Origin of the sequence: Sphingobium sp. RSMS, assembly GCF_005406185.4 — a bacterium.
Taxonomy (GTDB): domain Bacteria; phylum Pseudomonadota; class Alphaproteobacteria; order Sphingomonadales; family Sphingomonadaceae; genus Sphingobium; species Sphingobium fuliginis.
Genome location: NZ_CM191257.1, coordinates 1,131,099 through 1,151,055, shown reverse-complemented (window position 1 = coordinate 1,151,055; position 19,957 = coordinate 1,131,099). Strand labels below are relative to the sequence as shown.

The window sequence follows — 19,957 nt, the reverse complement described above, 5'->3', positions numbered from 1 at the left end:
CGCGCTCAACCCAGCCGCCGCTGCGCCGCGACGCCATCGCCCCAATTGTGAATGCGCTCCCAGAAGCGGACGCGGGTCGGCGCGAAATTATGCATGTGCGCCATCCGGGGACAAATGAAGAGCTGGATGTCTTCCGCGCTTTTATAGGCCCGGGGCTCGCCCAATGGATCCGGGACAACGTCGCGCTCGCCCACCGCGATCAGCACGGGGACGCGTACGACCGCTGCTTCGAGCGCCACCGCGCCCGGCGCGACCATATATACGCCGCAAGGCGGCGTGGTCGCCGAACGCCATTCGGGCAGCGGATCGACCAGTCCTGCGGACGCCATCATGTCGAGCGTGACGATATCCGCAGGCTCGTCATCATGGTGGAAGGACCATTGGAAAGGATGCTCGCCTGCCCTTGCCGCCGCCTGGAGCGCTTCGGCGTCGCCCAGCTTCACGCCCGGAGCTTGAGCCAGCGCCGCCGCGTTCAGGACATGCGGGGCATCGAGCGATGAACGGCGCGAAATCCAGGGCCACGCGGCGGGCGGCTGGCGCGGCCGGGTCGGCACGACAGTATGGACGCCGCTATAGCCCAGCACGCCGATGCCGTGGAATGTCTGGTGATTGCCCTGCGCGACGACCGTGAAGCATCCGCCCATCGACTGGCCTATGCCAAGGCATGTGGCGTCGACGATCGGGTCCAGTCCATCGACGAGCGTGCCCGCTTCCAGCCGGGCCATGACCTGGCGCACCATCGCGTCGTTGGCCGCCGCCACATTATCGAGATTGAGGGCATTGCCTTCCGGGATGGTGGACTCGCCAAATCCCAGATGATCGCAGGCGACAAAAATCCATCCGCGCTTGCAATGGAAACCCGCTTCCCCGCCGCCCGACCCATCCGGCATGTCGAAGCTGTAATAGCGCCGGCAATAGCCCCCGCCGGGAAAAGCGAAGCAGACGGTCGTGGGATTGGCCAATGCCGTCATATCCGGAAGATGAACCGTGATCGCCACATGGGCGGCAATGCCGAGGGCCGCCGCCTCGCTGACATCGATCTTCAGTTCGACTGAGCGCTTCATGCCCTTGCTCATCCTTCCATTCCAAACACCGACGCCCTCCTTCGCCGGACCGGCGCGCCCTCGCCGCGCCGGTCCGGCCTGTCGGTCACTTATAGGGGTCGACGGGCTGGGGAACGTCGATGACTTCCAGATCCTTCAGCATCGTCAGCACGTCGGAGATCGAATAGATATGATCGATCTTGTCGCCCCGGAAGCGCAGCCACGAGAACCACAGGACGTTGAGGTCGTTGCCGGTGGGTTGAACGCCCATATAGGGACCGCCGGTATGTTTGCCATGATGATGGCACAGTACGCAGATCTCGTCCTCGCCGCGGCCCCAGGCCTTCAGCGTGCGATAGATGCTGGGCGGGAAGGTCTTGTAGAGGCCCTGCGGCGAGGTCTTCCACACATGATAGGTGCCAAGGTCGGGCCGGTTCGGGTTGTCGTAGGTCATCGTGTCGGTATTGAAGAATGCGTCCATTCCGTCCCAATCGCCGCGATTGATGACTTCATGCAGGTCCATCCAGTGATTGACCATGAACGCCTGCCGCTCGGTCAGCCCGGCTGTGATGTCTGCCCGCTTCTCCTTGGACAGGACGAAATCGGCTTCCGTGAACGGGGCGAGGCCCATAATAGTCTCCTTGATCAAAAACGGTCCGCGGGATCGGTCCCGAGGGCTGTGGTTTCTTCCCCATAGCCACCGCGCTCGGCACCTACCTAATGGAAGGCGGCGAACCTCCTCCTCTGTGCCAGCGGAGATTCTATAGAATGAGTGAGACGGAGGAGAGGCCATGACACTGACCCTGCAGGAGATGTCGGACCGGTTCGAAATTCAGGACCTGATCGTAGGCTATTGCTACGCAGTGGATACGCGCGACTGGGACGCGCTGGACCGCTATTTTACCGACGATGCGGTGATCGACTATTCCGAAATGGTGGGCGTGGTCGGAAGCCTTGCGGAAATCAAGGCATTTCTCTCTGCAAGCCTGACGCCGATCCTGGCCTTTCAACATGCCGTGTCCACCACCCAATATCAGATCACGGGCGACCGGGCGAAGACCAAAACCGCCTGCTACAATCCGATGACGGTCAGCAATGGCGAAATGACCGATACTTTGGTCTTCGGTCTCTGGTATCATCATGAATTCGTCCGCACCGCGCAGGGCTGGAAGATCAGCCGCCTCTATGAACAGAAGTGCTACCGGATCAATGTGCCGGACTGGCTCGCGGCCCAATTGCCCGCCTGATTGCTTTCCAAGCCTTTTGGGATTTCGAGGGGAGCCGATGCGCCGCTTTCTGAACATGCTGTTCGTTCTGGTTCTGCTCCTCGCGGGCCTGTCGCTGCTCTGGCTTGGCGGGCAGCTCGCGCTGCTCGGCGGGTCGATCTGGTATTGCGTGTCCGGCCTCGTCATGACGGTCACCGCGTTTCTCGGCTGGCGTCGTTCGCCGCTCTCGATCACCCTCTTTTGGACCTTTCTCGTCGCCAATCTGGGCTGGTCGCTCTGGGAAGTTGGACTGGACGGCTGGGCGCTGGCGCCTCGGTTGGCCATGCCCGTCGCCATGGGCTTCTACATGCTCACCCCCTTTTATCGGCAGCATGTCGGGCTTGGCCGTCCCCTGCCCGCCGCCCGCGCGCTGTGGCCGGCTCTTCTCCTGCTCGTCATAGGCGGCATCGGCAGCGCTTTCTGGGCGGATCGTTCGCCGTCAGCGCCCAGCACGCTCTGGGGCGCCGCACCTGCACGAGCAGCCGATGGCGACTGGGTCGCCTATGGCAACGACCGGGGCGGGTCGCGCTACTCGCCACTTGCGCAGATCACGCCCGCGAATGTCGGCAATCTGGAAAGGGCGTGGACCTACCACACCGGCAAGCTGACAGACGGCAAGCAAGGCACCGCCTTTCAGGCCAATCCGCTCAAAGTGGGCAATCGCCTTTTCCTGTGCGCGGGCAATAATGATGTGATCGCGCTCGACCCCGAAACGGGCCGACAATTATGGCGGCACCAGCCCAAGACCGATCTGGCCGGCGTCTATGGCCTCGTCTGCCGCGGCGTCACTTATTATCGCATCCCGCAAGCCCAGGGCGACTGCGCCGAACGCATCTACACCGCGACACTCGACGCGCGGCTGATCGCACTCGATGCCGCCACCGGCAGGCTATGCCCCGGCTTCGGGCAGGGCGGACAGGTCGATCTGAAAACGGGACTGGGCACGATCGACAAGGGCTATTATTTCGTCACCTCGCCCCCCGCCCTCGTGCGCGGCCGCCTCGTCCTGGGCGGCTGGGTGATGGATGGTCAGAAAATCCGGGAGCCTTCGGGCGTGATCCGGGCGTTCGATGCCGTCACGGGCGATTTTTCCTGGGCCTTCGACATCGGCCGCCCCGACGATCACGGCCCGCCGCCGCCCGGCGGCGTCTTCACGCCGGGCACACCCAATAGCTGGGCGCCGATGAGTTCAGACGACAGGCTGGGCCTCGTCTATGTGCCCACGGGGAACGCTACGCCCGACTATTTCGGGGGACATCGCACCGCCAATGACGATCGCTATTCCAGCGCCGTGCTGGCGCTCGACGCGGAAAGCGGGGCGGTGCGCTGGTCCTTCCAGACGACCCATCATGACCTGTGGGACTATGACGTGCCCGCCCAGCCCACGCTGGTCGACCTCCCGGGCGGCGTGCGCGGCCTGCTCCAGCCGACCAAGCGTGGGGAGATTTTCTTCCTCGACCGGGCGACTGGCAAGCCCATTCTGCCGGTGGAGGAACGCCCCGTCCCGCAGGGCGCCGTTCCCGGCGAACGCCTTTCGAAAACCCAGCCCTATTCGGTCGGCATGCCCAGTTTCGGCGGTCCGCGTCCGACGGAAAAGGGCATGTGGGGCCTGACACCGATCGACCAGGCGATGTGCCGCATCCGCTTCCGCCAGGCCCGCTTCGACGGGGACATGACCCCGCTGTCCACCGAGCATCCAACCCTCACCTGGCCCGGCTATCTGGGCGGCATCGACTGGGGCGGCGTATCGGTCGATCCCGGGCGCGGCCTGATGATCGTCAACAACAATCAGGTCGGCAACTATAACCGCCTGATCCCCCGCGCCGTTGCGGACCGGCAGGGCATCAGGCCGATGACCGCCGCCCATATGAGCGATGTCGGTGGCCCCGTCGCCCAGATGGGCGTGGCCTATGCCGCCCATATCGCGCCCTTCCTCTCCCCCCTCGCCATTCCGTGCCAGCAGCCCCCCTATGGCCGAATCAACGCGGTAGACCTGAAGACCGGCAAGCTGGTGTGGAGCCGACTGTTCGGCACCTCGCGCGACAGCGGCCCGCTGGCCCTGCCGACCTTCGTGCCGATTCCCATGGGTGTGCCCAATATCGGCGGATCGGTGGCGACCGCGAGCGGCCTCACCTTCATCGGTGCGACGCAGGAGCATATGTTCCGCGCCTATGAAACCACGACCGGCCGGTTGCTGTGGAAGGCGCGCTTGCCGGCGGGTGGCAACGCCTCCCCCACCACCTATTGGTCGAATGCCAGCGGACGCCAGTTCGTGGTGATCGCCTCGGGCGGACACGGCGCCATGCTGTCAGGTGCGAGCGATGCGTTGATCGCCTATGCCCTGCCCAAGCAATAGCGGGGAGCGAGAAACGGGCGCCTCAGCACTAGCCAAGTAAACGCGACGAGTCGCGGGAAGATGCCGCCCGATCCTATCCTTTGGCGGGCAAGATTGGCCTAAGGGGCTTTATGTTTCTTCGGGAAACAAGGGGAGGAAAACATGTCTGCACATGGCGGTCTGGTGAGACGCTTGCCCGTCGGCGCCGACGATGAACGCGAGATCAAACATGTGCTGCTGCGTTACGCCACCAGCATCGACACGCGGGACTGGCCGCTTTTCCGGACCTGCTTCGCCCAGGATTGCGAGACCGATTACGGCAGCTTCGGACATTGGCGCGGGCCGCGTGAAATCGCCGAATATATGGCCGATGCGCACCGCCACATGGGGCCGACGCTGCACCGCATCACCAATATCGTGATAGAGAAGCGCGACGACCAGGTGCACGCGCGCAGCTATGTCGACGCAATCCTGCCGGAGGCGGCCCAAGGCGGCGTCACCCATCGCGCGGCCGGCTATTATGACGATTGCCTGGTCCGCACATCGGACGGCTGGAAGATTTCCCGTCGAAAGTTCACCATGGTCAAGGCAGGGCTGGATGACTGATCTCAACCGTCAGGTCCTGTTGACGTCGCGTCCGGCGGGAATCGCGCAGGCGGAAAATTTCGCGATCGGGCATGCGCCGATCCAACAGCCCGCGCCGGGCCAGATACTGGTGCGCAATCATTATCTCTCGATCGAACCCGCCATGCGCGGCTGGATCGCCGATGCGGGCAATTATGCCGTGCCCGTCGCCATCGGCTCGGTCATGCGCAGCCTGGCGTCGGGCGAGGTGGTGGCCTCTGCACATCCCGACTATGCTGTCGGCGAGTATGTGTCCGGCTGGTTCGGCTGGCAGGATTACGCCTGTGTCCCAGCCGATGAGGTCGTGCAGCGCACCACCGCGGCCGAGATGCGGGCGTCGCTAGGCATTCTGGGCATCAACGGCATGACGGCCTATCTCGCGCTCACACTGGTCGGCCAGCCCCGCGCAGGCGAGACCATCGCGGTATCCACGGCGGCCGGTGCCGTCGGTTCGGCCGTCGGCCAGATCGCCCACATCCTTGGTTGCCGCACGATCGGCATCGCGGGCGGGCCGACCAAGGTGCGGCGCTGCGTGGAGGAATATGGCTATGACCGCGCCATCGATTATCGGGCCGGGAACATAAGCGCGGCGATCGCCGAACATGCCCCGGAGGGAATCGACATTTATTTCGACAATGTCGCAGGGGCGATCAGCGACTCGGTTCTGCCGCATCTGGCCCAACGCGGGCGCGTCATAGTGTGCGGAACGGCATCGATCGACCGCTGGGATCCATGGCCTATGGGGCCGCGCGTCGAACGGCATCTGCTGGTCAAGCGCGCCCGCATGGAGGGCTTCGTCATCTTCGACCATCTCGATCGCTATGCCGAAGCGACGGCACAATTGCGGACATGGATCGCGCAGGGCCACCTCACCTGGCGCGAGGACATACTGGAGGGGATCGAGGCCTGCCCCGACGCGCTCGCCGGTCTTTATCGCGGCGAAAATGACGGCAAGCGGCTCATCCGTCTCGTCTGATCTGGGAAGAGGACATAACGTCATGGAGTCTCTGGAAGGGCAAATCGCCATCGTTACCGGCGCATCGTCGGGCATCGGCGCTGCCAGCGCCCGTGCGCTTGCTGAAGCGGGCGCAACCCTGGTGCTGGTCGCCCGCCGCGCCGACCGCCTCACCGCACTGGCCGATGAACTGGGCCGTGGCAGCACGGCCTACGCAGCAGATATGGCGGATCCTGACGCGCCGCAAAGGCTGCATGATTTCGTCTTGGGTCACTTCAGCCGGGCCGACATATTGGTCAACAATGCCGGTATGCTGCATGCTGCGCCGATCGACGCATTCGACCTCGACCAACTCCGCCCTATGATCGCGATCAACTATGAGGCAGTGGTGCGCGCCAGCACCCTTTTCGCGCGGACAATGAAGGCGGCCGGAAGAGGGCAGATCATCAACATATCCAGCATCGGCGCGAACATCACCGCCCCCGGCGTGGGCGTCTATGGCGGCCTCAAGCGCGCGCTGGAGGCCTTTACCGACTGTCTTCGCGTCGAGCTTGCCGGATCGGGCGTCAAGGTAGGGATCGTTGCGCCGGGCACGACCAGCACCGAGATTTTCGAGGATATGAAGGCCAGGGGGCAACCGTCCTGGGACAGCTTCATCCCGCCGATGCAACCCCGCGACATTGCGGAAGCCGTCGCCGTCATCGCGCAACAGTCCGAACGCACCAATATCGCGCGCATCCAGGTCTATGCCGCAGCGGACAGTCATTGACGCCCCGGCCTGTGCCGGAGCGTCCTGTCATCAGTCAAGCGTGGCGTAGGCGTCCAGCCGGAACGGATTGACCGCGCCGCCATCGCGCATCTTCGCCACCCATTGCGCGTCCATCAGGAGGGCGCGGCCGACCGCGATCAGGTCGAATTCGCCCCGCGCCATCCTGTCGGCCACCAGCGCCAGATTGTCGGTCATGACGGTCGGCTGCGCGAAGGAGGATTGCAGATCCTTGCTGAGGCCCACGCCGCCGACCGCTATGGTCGGCTTGCCAGTCAGCTTCCTGATCCAGCCCGCCAGCCCCATGTCGGAACCTTCGAAGGCCGGCGCCGTGAAAATGCGGGTGCTGGCGTCGAATATATCCACCCCCGCCTCAACGAGCGGAGCGAGCATCGCTTCCAGTTCCGCCGGCGTCTCCGCATTGCGCGCGTCATAATCCTGCAGCTTCCACTGGGAGAAGCGGAAGATGACCGGAAAGTCGGGGGCGGTCACGGCCCGGATCGCCCGCATCAGTTCGACCGCGAAGCGCGCGCGCTCAGCGATCCCGCCGCCCCAGCGGTCGTCCCGCACATTGGTATGGCGCCACAGGAAACTGTCGATCAGATAGCCATGCGCGCCATGCAGGGCCACGCCATCAAAGCCCACCGCCTTCGCATTGGCCGCGCTGCGGGCGAAGGCGGCAATCAGGTCGCCGATCTCGCTGTCGGTCAGCGGGGCGGTGGGCGTGCGCACCTGTTCCAGATAGTCGGGAGAGACCATCGCCTTGTCGGTCGGCCCCCAAATGCCCGAGGGTCGCGCCGAGGGCGCATCGGGATGATAGCCCGTGCCCGGCACGCGTATGACGCCCTGATGCCACAGCTGAGGGATGATGAGGCCGCCCGCCGCATGCACGCCGTCCACGATGGTGCGCCAGCGCGCGAGCGCTTCGTCGCCATGCAGGACGGGCGAAGCGCCACCCCCCATGGTTTCACGTCCCACGGCGGCGGGATGGTCCACGCCCACCCCTTCGGTAATGATCAGGCCCACATCGGCTTCGGCCCGTCGTCGATAATAGCCCGCCACACCGTCCGAGGGGATGCCGCCCGGCGAGAAATTGCGCGTCATCGGCGCCATCACGAACCGGTTGCGCAGGTGCAGCGAGCCCATTGTGAACGGTGTGTATAAAATCTCGGCCTGCCCCATCAAAGCGATCCTCTCCTCTGCCTGTCAAAAGACCGTGCATCAGGGGACGGGCGCCGAAAACCTATCCTGTGACAGGACATCCGCACCCAGGACCCGCGCATGCTCGGGTCGACTCAGGCGGCTCCGACGGCAAGGGCGGACTGCGGACAGGCCTCGGCGCCTTCCCGGGCCTGCTCCTCCAGTCCTTCGGGAACGATTTCGTCGTCGACATACACGATGCCATTGGCGTCAAGCTTGTACACTTGGGGGCAAATTTCGGCGCACACGCCATAACCGCAGCATGCCGCCTTATCGATCACCACTTTCAGTTTCTGGCTCATCCAGCCTCTCCTTCTTCTTGGCTCACATTACACCTTGAACAGATTTAGTTCAATATGTATAACACGACTCAATCAAGGAAATTCTCCAGGAGAGCAAGATGCTGCACAATGCCGGGCTGACGCTGAGCGACGGAACGACGCTTGACGATCTCATCAACCGCGACATGAACGAGGTGTCGCTGCGCGTGATGAATGACAAGGAGCTGTATGAGCTGGAGATGGAGCGGGTGTTCGCCCGCACCTGGCTGCTCCTTGGCCATGAATCGGAAATTCCCAAGGCCGGCGACTATGTCATGCGCGACATGGCCGAAGACAATGTGATCGTCTCGCGCGACCGCAGCGGCGAAATCCACGTCATGCTGAACGTCTGCCCCCATCGCGGCATGAAGGTCTGCACGGCCGAAGCGGGCAATGCCCACGCTCATCGCTGCATCTACCATGGCTGGGCCTTCCGCTCGGACGGCAGCTTCATCGGCGCCCCAATCGAAAAGGAGCAGATGCACGGCAACAAGCGCTCCAAGGATGAACTGGGACTCAAAAAGGCCCGGGTCCATCTCTATGGCGGCCTGATCTTCGCCACCTGGAACAAGGATCTGTCGTTCGAGGATTATCTGGGCGATGCCAAATTCTACCTCGATCAGCTTTTCTGCCGGACAGACAATGGTCTTGAGATGCTTGGCCCGCCGCAGCGTTTCGTGCTGCCGTGCAACTGGAAGATTCCCGGCGAACAGTCCGGATCGGACGGCTTCCATACCCTGACCCTGCATCGTTCGCTGATGGAAGGCGGCATCATGGGCGGCACGGCCGAGTCGATCTACGACACCGCGCCGGGCATGTATGGCGTCGACCTTTCGGTGCCGCAGGGTCACACGCTGCGTTGCCTGGAGGCGGCGCAGACCTTCAAGATGTTCGCCGACGTCAGCTTCGAAGGAAAAACGACGGAGGAACGGCTCCATCTGCTGCCGCCACCGGGCATCACCAAGGAATTGATCCCGCAGCTGTTCAAGAATCTGTCGGAGGACCAGGTCAAGCAGTTGGCCAACATCCCGCCCCAGGTCGGCGGCATGTTCCCGAACATTCTGATAGCCTTCATCTTCGCCCCCCGCACGGATGGCGGCGCGTCGGGCGCTCTGTCGTTGCACACCTATGTGCCCAAGGGGCCGGACAAGGTGGAGTTCGTGAACTTCATCTTCGCGGAAAAGGATGCGCCGGAAGATGTGAAGCGCGACATGCTCCAGAACGCCATCTGGTCGACCGGCACGTCGGGCACGATCGAGCAGGACGACGCCGACACCTGGCCGCAGATCATGCGCAACTCGCGTGGTCATATGAGCAAGACCGTCACGCTCAAATATCAGGCGCTGCACGGCCATGAGCGTCCCGAAGGATGGGTCGGCGGGGGCGATCTCTATCCCGGCTTCACCAAGGACGACACGCAATGGGCCTGGTGGATGGCCTATTACAATCTGATGGCCGAAGCCTGAGCCGTCGCGACGAGAGAGGACAGATATCATGGTGAACTACGCGACCGCCGCCATCGACAAGACCAGCGTGCTGCGCGGTCTTGTCTCCACCAAGCGGGTGCCGCTCGGGTCGGAAGTCTATAACCGCCTGCTCGAAACCCTCTATGACGAAGCCGCCGCGCTCGACGAACGCCGGTTCGACGACTGGGTGGCCTATCTGGAACAGGATCTGAGCTACACCGCTCCCCTTCGCCTCACCCGCAACGGCCCGAACAAGGACCGCGACGTGGTGCGCACGATGAAGCATTTCGACGAGAATTACGGTTCGATCCTGATGCGGACCGGTCGCCTGGCGAAGAGCGCCTGGGCCGAAGATCCACCATCCCGCACGCGCCGCTTCGTCACCAATGTCCGCATCGCCGAGAGCGAAACGGCTGGCGAATACGAGGTGGTGAGCTACCTCTATGTCGAGCGCAGCCGCCTGGACAATCCGGAGAACGAGACGATCAGCGCCGAACGCCGCGACATCTGGCGGCTGGTTGACGGCGCGTACAAGCTGGCCAGCCGTGAAATCATCGTCGACCAGTCGACGCTGGGCATGTCCAACTTCGCCATCTTCCTCTGACCGGAGCGGCTTAGGTGACGGGAACCCCGCATATCGTGGTCGTCGGCAGCGGCCTTGCCGGCTATGGCGTTCTGCGTGAGCTTCGCAAGCTTGCGCCGGACGCCCGGCTGACGCTGGTCACGCAGGATGACGGGCATTTCTACTCCAAGCCCGCTTTGTCGACCGCACTCGCCAAGGGCAAGGTGGCCGATACGCTGATCACCACGCCGGCGGAAAAGATGGTCGCGCAGTTGAAGCTCGACCTTCGGGCCGGCCGTATCGTCGAAGCGATCGACCGGCAGGACAAGGCCGTTCTGACGACCGGCGGGCCGATCTTCTACGATCGGCTGGTGCTGGCGTTGGGCGCCGATCCGGTTCGCCCGCCGATCGATGGGGACGCCGCGCACCGCGCGCTCGCGGTCAACAATCTCGACAATTATCGCGAGTTCCGGGAAAAATTGCCGGACGGCGCCCGCGTGCTGGTCATGGGCGGAGGCCTTGTCGGCACCGAATTCGCCAACGATCTGTCGGCCAGCGGATATCGGCCGGTGGTCGTCGACATGCTTGGCCACCCCCTCGCCCAACTCGTGCCGCCGGGCGTCGGCCAGATGATCCGGGACGCGCTGGCCGAAAAGGGCGTGGAATGGCATCTGGGCCGCAAGGTGTTGGCCATCCACAAGGGCGACAGCGGCATCCGGGCCGAACTGGACGACGGCCTGGTGATCGAGGCGGCGGCTGTTCTGTCCGCCGTCGGGTTGCGCCCGCATATCGCGCTTGCGCAGGAGGCCGGGCTGGAGGTCGCGCGCGGCATCAAGGTCGATCAGACCGGCCGCACCAGCGATCCCGCCATTTATGCCATCGGCGATTGCGCCGAATATCCGCAGGGATTGGCGGCCTATGTCACCCCGATCATGGCGGCGGCCCGCGCCATCGCGCCCGGTGCGTTGGGCACGCCGACGGACATCCGCTTCCCGCCGCTGTCGGTCCAGGTCAAGACGACCGCCTATCCTGTCGTCCTGCTGCCCGCGCCTGTCGGCGTGGACGGGCAATGGCAGGAAGTCGCCAATGACGAGCGCGGGCTGAAATATCATTATCACGACGCGGACGGAGCGATCCGCGGCTATGTTTTCACGAAAGACTATTGCCAGGACCGCATGGACATGGACCGTGCCCTGAGCGAGCAGATGACAGGAGTGGCAGCGTGACGGGACTGGTGAAGGACAAGGTCGCGATCGTCACCGGCGGCGCGAAGGGGCTGGGTTACGGGATTTCCCGCTGCCTTGCACAGGCGGGCGCGCATCTCCTGATCACCGGCCGGGATGGCGCCGCCGCTGAAACGGTCGCCGCGGACATCACGCAAAGCTTCGGCGTCCGCGCCGTCGGCATGTCCGCCGACATGGGCGTCAAGACCGAAGTAGAGGCGATGATCGAGCGCGCCGTCAGCGAATTTGGCGGGCTGGACATATTGGTCAACAACGCGTCGCAGCTTTCGCCCAACGTCCTCCTCGAACAGAAGACGGATGAGATGCTCCAGCGGACGCTGGAGATCGGCACCTGGGGCAGCTGGTGGGCCATGCGCGCCGCCTTCCCGCATATGAAGGCGCGCGGTGGAGGTTCAATCATCAACTTCTATTCGATCGACGCTCAGACCGGCGCCTGGCTCCACGCCGACTATAATATGAACAAGGGTGCGATCCTGGGGCTTACCCGGACCGCCGCGGTCGAATGGGGACGCTTCAACATCCGCACCAACGCCATCGCGCCGACCGGTATGGGGCAGGTGTTTGCAGACCTCGCGGAAAACGTCCCCGGCTTCCTTGAGATGGCGACAGCCAGCAACCCGCTCAAACGCGCGGGCGATCCCGAAAAGGACATCGGCCCGGTCGTCCTGTTCCTAGCGTCCGAGATGTCGCGCTTCGTCAATGGCGAGCTGATCAATGTGGATGGCGGTCAGCATCTACCAGGCTATGTCAGCGTTCCGCACAACCTCGCCGAGATGGAAGCCCAGACATGAAATTGATGCCGCACACCGACTGGAGTGAAATCGTCGCGACGGATCAGTCCGGCAGCGTCCAGAAGATCATGGACGGCACGTTGCGCGCGATCAACTCCATCGGCGCGCGGCGCCTGTCGATGAGCGACATCAGCGAAAGCAGCGGCGTTTCGCGCGGCACGCTCTACCGTTATTTCGCGTCCAAGGAAGAAGTGCTGGCGGCCTTCAGCGAATATGTTTGCAGCAGCTTCGAAAAAGGCATTGTCGAATCGGGCGAAGGCATTGCCGAACCAATCGAACGCTTCCGCGCGGTGATGCGCTTTTACAGCCGCTTCACGATCGAGCGTTCGCCCGAAGGCATTTTCGAGGTCGAACCGGCCTTCCATCTCAATTTCCTGCGCAATCATTTCGGCCGGCACAAGGCCGCCGTCCAGCGTGCGCTAGAGCCCGTCTTCGACCATTTCGAAAGCCTGATCGGCCAACGGATCAACCGGGACGCCTTCTGCGACACCATGGTCCGCCTGCAACTGAGCACGCTCATCATTCCCGCCACCCCGGATTGGCTGGCCATCTGGAACAGCGCCCCCGATCGATTGTGCGACTGGGCATTGCAGATCGCCGCACACCATAGCGAACATAAGAAAGGATGAACTGATGGCTACTGCCCCCAAGGTGGATAATGAAATCCAGTGCGGCTTCGCCGAAAAGGCCGTCGCCGACGCGATGGTGGAAAAGGCGCGCAGCTTTCGCGCCTTCCTGCAGGCCGAAGCGCCCGAGGGCGAAAAGCGGCGCAGCCCTACGCCCGCCGTCGACAAGATGCTGAAGGAAGAGGGATTCCTGCGCATGCTGCTGCCGCAACGGCTGGGCGGCATGGGCCTTTCCCCTACGGATTTCTGCCGGGTGCAGATGGAGGTCGCCAAGGGCGATCCCGCGATCAGCTGGGTGATCCAGATCATCAACGGCACAAGCTGGATCACCAGCCTTGCGCCCGATGGCGTGCAGGAGGCTGTGTTCGGCGACGGTCCCCAGGCGGTCTGTGGCGCCTACAACCCGCCCGGCAAGGCCCGCAAGGTCGACGGCGGCTGGATCATCAATGGCACATGGCCCTATATGTCAGGGTCGCGGCAGTCGAACTGGGCGCAGCAGGGCGTCGTGCTTGAGGGCTATGACGGCCCGGTCGTCCCTGGCATCAGCATGTGCTATCTGCCAATGGACAGCATGACCATCCAGGACACCTGGTTCGTTTCCGGCATGCAGGGCACCGGGTCCGACACGGCGGTCGCCAAGGATGTCTTCATTCCCGAAGCCCAGATGGTGCTGATGGATGAACGCGCCGGCCAGATCGACCGGACCAAGCGCCATTTCGGCGCGCCCTCCGATCTGCTGCCCGCCGTCCCGGTCGTCCGCACCACGGGCATCGCGCAACTGATCGGCGCGGTCGAAGCCATGTTGGAGATCGTCACCGCAGAGTCGCCCAAGAAGCCGGTGCTGACGACGATAATCGGCCCCCGCACCAAGTCAGGCGCCTATATGCGCGATCTGGGCGAAGCGGCGGCGATGATCGATACCGCCAAGCTGATCCTGTTCGACCTGACCGCCAAACTGGATCGCGTCGGTCTGGGCGAAGAATTCACCCTTGCGGAAAAGGCGAAGCAGCGCGCAGGCGGCGCGCAGATGATCGAACTGGTTCATGGCGCCAGCGAGTCGCTGATGTTCCAGGCCGGTTCTTCGGGCTTCGCACTGGATAAGCCGATCAACCGCTACTGGCGGGACATTTCGATGGCGCTGCGGCACATCCAGAATATCCCGACCATCGGCTATGAGATCTATGGCCGGAATCTGACCGGCGCCGATCCGATCTCGCCGCCCGGCGCCTATTGAGGTCGAAAGAAGGGTCGCCCCTTTCCCAGCGGGCGACCCTCTCTTTTCCGCCGCCCGGCCGCATTCATCACGACAATAGGGGAATGCCATGCGGGCCGCCCTGATCGACAGCGATGGCGGCTTCGCGCTGGCCGATCATCCCGAACCGACCGCGCAGCCCGGCTATCGCGTCATCGACGTTGCCGCCGCCGGAATTGGGCCCACCGACCTCATGCGCGCGAAGGGCTTTTTCGGTCCCGTCGACGCGCCCTATGTGCCTGGCGGCGAGGGTATCGGGCATCTGGATGATGGAAGCCGCGTCTACTTCGGCCATAGCAGGCCGCCCTTCGGCGCGATCGCGGAACGCACGCTGGTGGCCGAGGAGGAAATCTGGCCTGCTCCGGACGGCCTTTCCGACGACCAGCTGATCGCCCTCGCCATCTCCGGCACCGGCGCGCTGATCCCTCTGGAAGAGGCGCGGATCGCGAAGGGCGAGTCCGTCCTCATTCTCGGCGCGACCGGCCCGGTCGGGCAGATCGGCGCGCAGGTCGCCCGGCTGCTGGGCGCGGGCCGCGTCGTGGCGGCGGCGCGCAGCCGCGAACGGCTGGAGGCCATGCAGGCCGCCGGTCATGCCGATGCGATCGCCCTGTTGGGCGAGGGCGATGACGAGGCGGCGCTGAAAGCGGTCTCGGAACGCGGCTATGACGTCGTGCTCGACATCATCTATGGTCCACCCGCGCAAGCGGCGATGCGCGCCACGCGGCCCGGCGCGCGCATGATGAGCATCGGCGTGCAAGCCGGACCGACGGTCACGCTGTCCCTGCGCGATCTCGTCTTCCGCAGCCATATCGGCGTCGGCACCGGGCAACGCCCCGCCAGCGAGCGCCGCGCCGCCTATGACCGGCTGATCGCCATGGCGATGACGCGGGGCCTGACGGTCGACACAACACGCTATGCCTTTGCCGATGCCGCCGACGCCTGGGCGGCGCAGGCCGGCAGTCCCCATGGCAAGATCGTCATCACCCGCTGATCCCATGGACGCACCTGCCTTTATCGACCCTACCGTCCGCATTTTCGGCGATGTGCGGCTGAGCGACGATTGCAGCCTCTGGCCCTATGCCGTCGTCCGGTCCGAACGGGCGCATGTCTCGATCGGGCGCTGCGCCAGCATACAGGATCATGCGATGGTCCATATCGGCTGGGACGATCCCACGATCATCGGCGATTATTGCACCATCGGCCATCGCGCGGTGGTCCATGGCTGCACCATAGAGCCTGCCTGCCTGATCGGTATCGGCGCGACCATCATGGAGCGCTGCGTCATAGGGCGCGGCTCGATCGTCGCCGGACACAGTTTCCTGCCGCCCGACAGCGTGATTCCACCCCATTCGCTTGTTATCGGCACGCCCGGCCGTGTCGTCCGCCGCATCGACAAGCTGCGCGCGAACATCGTCGACGCGCTGCTCTATCGGGACAATGGACGCGCTTATGCCACAGGCGCCCATCGCATCTGGGAGCATGCCGACATGGCGAAGCTGGGTGACGAAGCCGATGCTATTCTTGCACGCGAAGCTGCAGGCTGGGATGACAGCGGCATAGGCGAGGCCACAGGATAAGAGAGCGACCATGCCGGACACGACCGATATTGCTAGAGACGCCATGCTGGACCTGCTGTTCCGCGACGCTCGCACCCATAATCAATGGAGCGCCCGGCCGCTTTCGGACGAGACCGTCCGACGCCTGTACGATCTCGCCAAATGGGGGCCTACGACGGCAAACAGCAATCCGGGCCGCTTCGTCTTCGTCCGCTCGGAGGCCGCGAAGGCGCGCCTCAAACCCCATCTGAGCGCGGGCAATGTGGACAAGGTGATGCAGGCGCCCTGCACCGTGATCATCGCGGGCGACACGCGGTTCTACGAATTTTACGGCAAGCTTTTCCCAACGCGCGACATGCGCAGCACGTTCGAGGGCAAGAACGCGCTGATCACGGACACTCTGGCGCGTTCTTCGACACTGCAAGGCGCCTATCTGATCATGGCGGCGCGGGTGCTGGGCCTGGATTGCGGCCCCATGTCGGGCTTCGATCAGGCCGGCACCGATGCGGAATTTTTCCCGGACGGCCGGTGGAAGAGCAATTTCCTGTGCAATATCGGCTATGGTGACCCGGCCGGGCTCTTTCCCCGCAACCCTCGGCTCGATTTCGAAGAGGCCTGTCTCGACCTCTGATGCCGAGGGAGGCGGCCGCCACAAAGCGATCGCCTCCCGCCGTTCAGCTTGCGGGCGTCCATACCAGCGGCAGCGCGACCGGCTGGATCATCCCCAGATGGCATTCCACCTGATGGCCGGGCGCGATGCGGAAGTCGGGAATGCGGGCGAGAAACTCCTCCATCGCGATCCGCAGCTCGCGCCGCGCCAGATGCATGCCGACGCAGGTATGGATGCCGAAGCCGAAACCGACATGCCGTGGCCGCCGGTCGAGCCGAACCTCGGCAGGCGCGTCGAACTCGGCCGGATCACGGCCGGCGAGCGTGGTCGACATCGCCACCTTGTCGCCGGGCATGAAGCGGATGCCGGCCACTTCGGTTTCCTTCTTGCAGGTTCTGAAGGTGGTCACCGCGCCATAAGCCCGCATCAGCTCATCTATGGCGTGCGGGATTTCCGACGGATTCGCGCGCAGAAAGGCCTGATCCTGCGGATGGCTGCCCAAATGCCGGAAATGCAGGCCCATATTGGTCGAAACCGTGTCCAGACCGCCGATGAACAGGTTGAACATGAAGCCCAACAGTTCGTCGTCGGTCAGCGCCCGGCCATTGATCTGTCCCTTTACGCCGAAACTGATGAGGTCATCGCGTGGATTGGCCCGCCTGTCCTCGATCTCTCCGCCCAGATAGGCAAGCACGCTACGCGTCGCCTCCGCGATCTTGGACAGATCATGATTGTGGAGCAGGTTCATTTCCCACTCCATGAACTCGCTCATCCGATCGTGCGGCAGGCCCATCAGTTCCATGAACACCTTGATGGGGAATTCAAAGGCAAAATCGCCCATGAACTCGCACTGGCCGCGCGGGGCGAAGGCGTCGATATATTCCACCGCATAGAGCCGGATCTTGTCTTCCAGCGCCGCCATCGCCTTGGGTGTGAAGGCCGGGTTGACCATCTGGCGAAAAGGCCCGTGGGCAGGCGGATCGAGTTCCGCTGGCGAGTTGATCCAGTTCCCCCCCACCAGCTTGGAGAAAGGCGAAAAGTCGGTCGAGGAGAAATGATCGGTGTCGAGATATATCTCGCGCAGATGCGCCATGCGGCGCGGCACCCAGGCGGGCGTGCCCCCCGGATAGGCGTGGGTGGCGTAGATGATGTCAGGCCCCTCATGCACCTGCATCGCCAGATCGTCGAACGGATCCTCTGTCGTCGTCATGCCGAAGATGAAGGGGAAATCCCGGCTCACCAGTTCGGGCGGCACATGATCGGGGATCGGTTGCTCGGGAAACATCATCGCACTGGCTCTCCTTGTCGTCTTTGCCGGAAATTTCGGGCGGACATTGGGCCGCCGCCCAGGCGCCAGGCACCTGTCCTTCAGAAGGATCGCGGCAGCCCCAGGCTTTCCGCGATGCCGTTGCGCACCATTTCGTTGGTGATGGGACCGATGCGCCACAGGCGGCTGTCACGCCAGTAACGCTGCATGTCGGTTTCCGCCGAATAGCCCATGCCCCCCAATATCTGGATGCCCATGTCCGCCGCGGCATTGGCGTTTTCGGACGCCATGAGCTTGAGCATATTGGCCTCGACGCCGACATTCTCGCCCCGGCTCTGCTTGTGCGCGCAATAATGCAGCATCAGTTCGGTCGTCTTCTGCATGGTCGCCATGTCGGCGACATAATGTTGCAGGCTCTGGAAGCGGCCGATGATCCCGCCAAAGGCCCTGCGTTGTTTCATATAGTCCAGCGCGTCTTCCAGCACGCCATCGATGACGCCCAGGCAGAAGGCGCCGACCATGATGCGCTCGTTGTTGAGCGTGGGCAGCAGCATGTACCAGGCCTTGTCGGGTTCACCCAGAACATGCTCGTCCGCGACGAGCGCATTCTCGAAATGAACGGAACAGCTGCCCATCGACCGCATACCCAGCTTGGCCAGTGGCGTGATCGTCACGCCCGGCGTCTTCGTCGGCACCCAGAAGAGGGTCAGGCCCTGATGCTTCTTCTCGACGCCCCTGTCGCTTCGCGCGATCACCAGCAGATAATTGGCGACATGGGCAGAGGAGGACCAGATCTTCTCGCCATTGAGCCTCCACCCGCCATCGACCCGGTCGGCCGTGGTGGCCATCGCGCCGAGCAGGTCCGTGCCGCCGCCCGGCTCGGTGAAGGCGATCGCAGCCTTCAGCTGGCCCGTCGCGATCAGCGGGAGATATTTCGCTTTTTGTTCGGCCGACCCGTAAAGCCCGATGGATTTGGACCCTGCAAAGCTGGTGATGCCCCATATCCATGCCAGGCCGCCCAGCGACCGGGCCAGTTCCCGCGCCAGCAGCATCTGCATGACGACGTCGCCGCCCTGCCCGTCATAATCCTCCGCTATGCCGACGCCGTGGAAACCCGCTTCGGTGAACTTGTCCCACAGCGCGAAGGGATAATGATGCTCGTCCTTTTCCAGCGCGCGCGCCCAGTCCTTGGGCACTTCGCTGTTCACCCAGCGGCGCACCATGTCGCGGAAAGAGCGATATTCTTCGGGCAGTTCGAAATCCATTGTCAGTCCTTTTGGTGTTGGTCCAGACCGCCGCCCGCCATGGCCTCGGCATCGCACAGGGCGATCAGGCGCGCCGCCATCCGGTCGAGGCAGGCCAGCACGCCGTCCTGATCGCCCGCCAGAAAGGCCTGCAGTATCGCCTCATGCTCGCGGAGGCCGCTTTCGCGGAGGGTCGTGATGCCATGCAGAAAAATGAAGCGAGCGATCAGCCCGCGCCGGTCCAGCGTCGACCGCAACAATTCACGGCTCTCCGAGGCCTTGATGAAGATCGTGTGGAAATCGAGCCCGGCCATGATCGCGGCCATATATTCGCCGCTCGGCAATGCCGCGCTATAGCGCGCGATCGCTCGTTTCAGCGTCCGGATCTCCGCAGCGCCGATGCGGGGCATGCCCCAGGCATAACCCAGCCGCCACAGTTCGGCCTGCACGCGGATCAGGTCACGGGTCACGTCAGGGTCGATCGGCGTCGCCCGCTTCAACCGGTGGGTTTCGACTTCGACCAGCCCTTCGGACGCCAGTGTGCCCAGCGCTTCCCTGACCGGCGTCGCGCTGACATTCAGGTCCTGCGCCAGCGCCGTTTCCCGCAGCAGCGCGCCGGGCGGAATGACACCCGCCACGATCCTCGATCGCAACACCGCCGCCACGGCCTGGCGCCGCGTCGCCGGGGATTGCAAAATCTCGGGCGAGTCAAGCCGTTCAAGGGCGGATGTCCAATAGACCATGGATGTATCCTGCGATTCCATATTCTATAGAATGCAGCACCGTGAAACGGTCCGTTCCTCTCCAAGGATAGGGTGTCGGGACAGCGAA

At 63.8% G+C, this 19,957-nt stretch carries 21 protein-coding genes; 14 read left to right on the top strand and 7 right to left on the bottom strand.

Going from position 1 to position 19,957, the window contains the following annotated elements; translation table 11 throughout:
* Window positions 1–5 precede the first annotated feature (5 nt).
* Together EGM87_RS05360 and EGM87_RS05355 are read right to left on the bottom strand one after the other, a co-directional pair.
* Window positions 6–1,064, bottom strand: a complete 1,059-nt coding sequence (locus tag EGM87_RS05360; protein ID WP_235600740.1) for an alpha/beta fold hydrolase — start codon at window positions 1,062–1,064, stop codon at window positions 6–8.
* An 85-nt stretch (window positions 1,065–1,149) separates the two neighbouring features.
* Complete coding sequence (locus EGM87_RS05355) at window positions 1,150–1,674, bottom strand: ester cyclase (RefSeq protein ID WP_017180908.1); 525 nt, start codon at window positions 1,672–1,674, stop codon at window positions 1,150–1,152.
* Window positions 1,675–1,834: 160 nt separating this feature from the next.
* On the opposite strand from EGM87_RS05355, the gene EGM87_RS05350 reads away from it, so the two are divergent.
* The 5 genes from EGM87_RS05350 (at window position 1,835) to EGM87_RS05330 (ending at window position 6,991) form a co-directional block, all read left to right on the top strand.
* Window positions 1,835–2,290, top strand: coding sequence for a nuclear transport factor 2 family protein (locus tag EGM87_RS05350; protein ID WP_044662243.1), 456 nt, complete (start codon window positions 1,835–1,837; stop codon window positions 2,288–2,290).
* A 37-nt stretch (window positions 2,291–2,327) separates the two neighbouring features.
* Complete coding sequence (locus EGM87_RS05345; RefSeq protein ID WP_044662242.1) at window positions 2,328–4,664, top strand: membrane-bound PQQ-dependent dehydrogenase, glucose/quinate/shikimate family; 2,337 nt, start codon at window positions 2,328–2,330, stop codon at window positions 4,662–4,664.
* A 141-nt stretch (window positions 4,665–4,805) separates the two neighbouring features.
* The gene (locus EGM87_RS05340) at window positions 4,806–5,249 is read left to right on the top strand and encodes a nuclear transport factor 2 family protein (protein WP_044662241.1); all 444 of its coding nucleotides are present in this window, start codon (window positions 4,806–4,808) and stop codon (window positions 5,247–5,249) included.
* Window positions 5,242–6,243 (top strand): NADP-dependent oxidoreductase, encoded by a 1,002-nt coding sequence (locus EGM87_RS05335; protein WP_044662240.1) that lies wholly within the window; start codon window positions 5,242–5,244, stop codon window positions 6,241–6,243. The genes EGM87_RS05340 and EGM87_RS05335 overlap by 8 nt, the downstream gene beginning before the upstream one ends.
* 22 nt (window positions 6,244–6,265) lie before the next feature.
* A complete protein-coding gene (locus EGM87_RS05330; RefSeq protein ID WP_044662239.1) occupies window positions 6,266–6,991 on the top strand; it encodes an SDR family oxidoreductase in 726 nt (241 codons plus the stop codon).
* Between the two features lie 30 nt (window positions 6,992–7,021).
* Here EGM87_RS05330 and EGM87_RS05325 read toward each other — a convergent pair whose 3' ends face one another.
* The gene (locus EGM87_RS05325) at window positions 7,022–8,170 is read right to left on the bottom strand and encodes an NADH:flavin oxidoreductase (RefSeq protein WP_076605696.1); all 1,149 of its coding nucleotides are present in this window, start codon (window positions 8,168–8,170) and stop codon (window positions 7,022–7,024) included.
* A 113-nt stretch (window positions 8,171–8,283) separates the two neighbouring features.
* Window positions 8,284–8,490, bottom strand: a complete 207-nt coding sequence (locus tag EGM87_RS05320; protein WP_044662237.1) for a ferredoxin — start codon at window positions 8,488–8,490, stop codon at window positions 8,284–8,286.
* Between the two features lie 98 nt (window positions 8,491–8,588).
* Here EGM87_RS05320 and EGM87_RS05315 point away from each other — a divergent pair, with 98 nt between their 5' ends.
* From EGM87_RS05315 to EGM87_RS05275, 9 genes are all read left to right on the top strand, one after another.
* Complete coding sequence (locus EGM87_RS05315; protein WP_044662236.1) at window positions 8,589–9,974, top strand: aromatic ring-hydroxylating dioxygenase subunit alpha; 1,386 nt, start codon at window positions 8,589–8,591, stop codon at window positions 9,972–9,974.
* 28 nt (window positions 9,975–10,002) lie between these two features.
* Window positions 10,003–10,578: an aromatic-ring-hydroxylating dioxygenase subunit beta gene (locus tag EGM87_RS05310; protein WP_044662235.1), complete on the top strand. Its 576-nt coding sequence runs from the start codon at window positions 10,003–10,005 to the stop codon at window positions 10,576–10,578.
* A 14-nt stretch (window positions 10,579–10,592) separates the two neighbouring features.
* Window positions 10,593–11,762, top strand: a complete 1,170-nt coding sequence (locus tag EGM87_RS05305; protein ID WP_044662234.1) for an NAD(P)/FAD-dependent oxidoreductase — start codon at window positions 10,593–10,595, stop codon at window positions 11,760–11,762.
* Window positions 11,759–12,571 carry an SDR family NAD(P)-dependent oxidoreductase gene (locus EGM87_RS05300; protein WP_044662233.1) on the top strand — a complete coding sequence of 271 codons (813 nt, stop codon included), beginning with the start codon at window positions 11,759–11,761 and terminating at the stop codon, window positions 12,569–12,571. The genes EGM87_RS05305 and EGM87_RS05300 overlap by 4 nt, the downstream gene beginning before the upstream one ends.
* Entirely contained in the window at window positions 12,568–13,200 is a 633-nt protein-coding gene (locus EGM87_RS05295; protein WP_044662232.1) for a TetR/AcrR family transcriptional regulator, read from the top strand. The genes EGM87_RS05300 and EGM87_RS05295 overlap by 4 nt, the downstream gene beginning before the upstream one ends.
* Before the next feature lie 4 nt (window positions 13,201–13,204).
* Window positions 13,205–14,431, top strand: a complete 1,227-nt coding sequence (locus EGM87_RS05290) for an acyl-CoA dehydrogenase family protein (RefSeq protein WP_235600739.1) — start codon at window positions 13,205–13,207, stop codon at window positions 14,429–14,431.
* 88 nt (window positions 14,432–14,519) lie between these two features.
* Entirely contained in the window at window positions 14,520–15,440 is a 921-nt protein-coding gene (locus tag EGM87_RS05285; protein ID WP_044662230.1) for a quinone oxidoreductase family protein, read from the top strand.
* Between the two features lie 4 nt (window positions 15,441–15,444).
* A complete protein-coding gene (locus EGM87_RS05280) occupies window positions 15,445–16,026 on the top strand; it encodes a gamma carbonic anhydrase family protein (RefSeq protein ID WP_044662229.1) in 582 nt (193 codons plus the stop codon).
* Window positions 16,027–16,036: 10 nt separating this feature from the next.
* Window positions 16,037–16,636: a malonic semialdehyde reductase gene (locus EGM87_RS05275; protein ID WP_044662228.1), complete on the top strand. Its 600-nt coding sequence runs from the start codon at window positions 16,037–16,039 to the stop codon at window positions 16,634–16,636.
* A gap of 43 nt (window positions 16,637–16,679) precedes the next feature.
* Here the strand turns inward: EGM87_RS05275 and EGM87_RS05270 are convergent, their stop codons facing one another.
* From EGM87_RS05270 to EGM87_RS05260, 3 genes are all read right to left on the bottom strand, one after another.
* The gene (locus tag EGM87_RS05270) at window positions 16,680–17,903 is read right to left on the bottom strand and encodes a cytochrome P450 (protein WP_044662227.1); all 1,224 of its coding nucleotides are present in this window, start codon (window positions 17,901–17,903) and stop codon (window positions 16,680–16,682) included.
* 80 nt (window positions 17,904–17,983) lie between these two features.
* Window positions 17,984–19,147, bottom strand: a complete 1,164-nt coding sequence (locus tag EGM87_RS05265; protein ID WP_044662226.1) for an acyl-CoA dehydrogenase family protein — start codon at window positions 19,145–19,147, stop codon at window positions 17,984–17,986.
* 2 nt (window positions 19,148–19,149) lie between these two features.
* Window positions 19,150–19,869, bottom strand: a complete 720-nt coding sequence (locus EGM87_RS05260) for a GntR family transcriptional regulator (protein ID WP_235600738.1) — start codon at window positions 19,867–19,869, stop codon at window positions 19,150–19,152.
* Window positions 19,870–19,957 lie beyond the last annotated feature (88 nt).

What these genes read in the sequence shown, in the direction of transcription:
- EGM87_RS05360 (WP_235600740.1), bottom strand. Translation starts at nt 1,064, where the DNA reads ATGAAGCGCTCAGTCGAACTGAAGATCGATGTCAGCGAGGCGGCGGCC.
- EGM87_RS05355 (WP_017180908.1), bottom strand. Translation starts at nt 1,674, where the DNA reads ATGGGCCTCGCCCCGTTCACGGAAGCCGATTTCGTCCTGTCCAAGGAG.
- EGM87_RS05350 (WP_044662243.1), top strand. Translation starts at nt 1,835, where the DNA reads ATGACACTGACCCTGCAGGAGATGTCGGACCGGTTCGAAATTCAGGAC.
- EGM87_RS05345 (WP_044662242.1), top strand. Translation starts at nt 2,328, where the DNA reads ATGCGCCGCTTTCTGAACATGCTGTTCGTTCTGGTTCTGCTCCTCGCG.
- EGM87_RS05340 (WP_044662241.1), top strand. Translation starts at nt 4,806, where the DNA reads ATGTCTGCACATGGCGGTCTGGTGAGACGCTTGCCCGTCGGCGCCGAC.
- EGM87_RS05335 (WP_044662240.1), top strand. Translation starts at nt 5,242, where the DNA reads ATGACTGATCTCAACCGTCAGGTCCTGTTGACGTCGCGTCCGGCGGGA.
- EGM87_RS05330 (WP_044662239.1), top strand. Translation starts at nt 6,266, where the DNA reads ATGGAGTCTCTGGAAGGGCAAATCGCCATCGTTACCGGCGCATCGTCG.
- EGM87_RS05325 (WP_076605696.1), bottom strand. Translation starts at nt 8,170, where the DNA reads ATGGGGCAGGCCGAGATTTTATACACACCGTTCACAATGGGCTCGCTG.
- EGM87_RS05320 (WP_044662237.1), bottom strand. Translation starts at nt 8,490, where the DNA reads ATGAGCCAGAAACTGAAAGTGGTGATCGATAAGGCGGCATGCTGCGGT.
- EGM87_RS05315 (WP_044662236.1), top strand. Translation starts at nt 8,589, where the DNA reads ATGCTGCACAATGCCGGGCTGACGCTGAGCGACGGAACGACGCTTGAC.
- EGM87_RS05310 (WP_044662235.1), top strand. Translation starts at nt 10,003, where the DNA reads ATGGTGAACTACGCGACCGCCGCCATCGACAAGACCAGCGTGCTGCGC.
- EGM87_RS05295 (WP_044662232.1), top strand. Translation starts at nt 12,568, where the DNA reads ATGAAATTGATGCCGCACACCGACTGGAGTGAAATCGTCGCGACGGAT.
- EGM87_RS05290 (WP_235600739.1), top strand. Translation starts at nt 13,205, where the DNA reads ATGGCTACTGCCCCCAAGGTGGATAATGAAATCCAGTGCGGCTTCGCC.
- EGM87_RS05285 (WP_044662230.1), top strand. Translation starts at nt 14,520, where the DNA reads ATGCGGGCCGCCCTGATCGACAGCGATGGCGGCTTCGCGCTGGCCGAT.
- EGM87_RS05280 (WP_044662229.1), top strand. Translation starts at nt 15,445, where the DNA reads ATGGACGCACCTGCCTTTATCGACCCTACCGTCCGCATTTTCGGCGAT.
- EGM87_RS05275 (WP_044662228.1), top strand. Translation starts at nt 16,037, where the DNA reads ATGCCGGACACGACCGATATTGCTAGAGACGCCATGCTGGACCTGCTG.
- EGM87_RS05270 (WP_044662227.1), bottom strand. Translation starts at nt 17,903, where the DNA reads ATGATGTTTCCCGAGCAACCGATCCCCGATCATGTGCCGCCCGAACTG.
- EGM87_RS05265 (WP_044662226.1), bottom strand. Translation starts at nt 19,147, where the DNA reads ATGGATTTCGAACTGCCCGAAGAATATCGCTCTTTCCGCGACATGGTG.
- EGM87_RS05260 (WP_235600738.1), bottom strand. Translation starts at nt 19,869, where the DNA reads ATGGTCTATTGGACATCCGCCCTTGAACGGCTTGACTCGCCCGAGATT.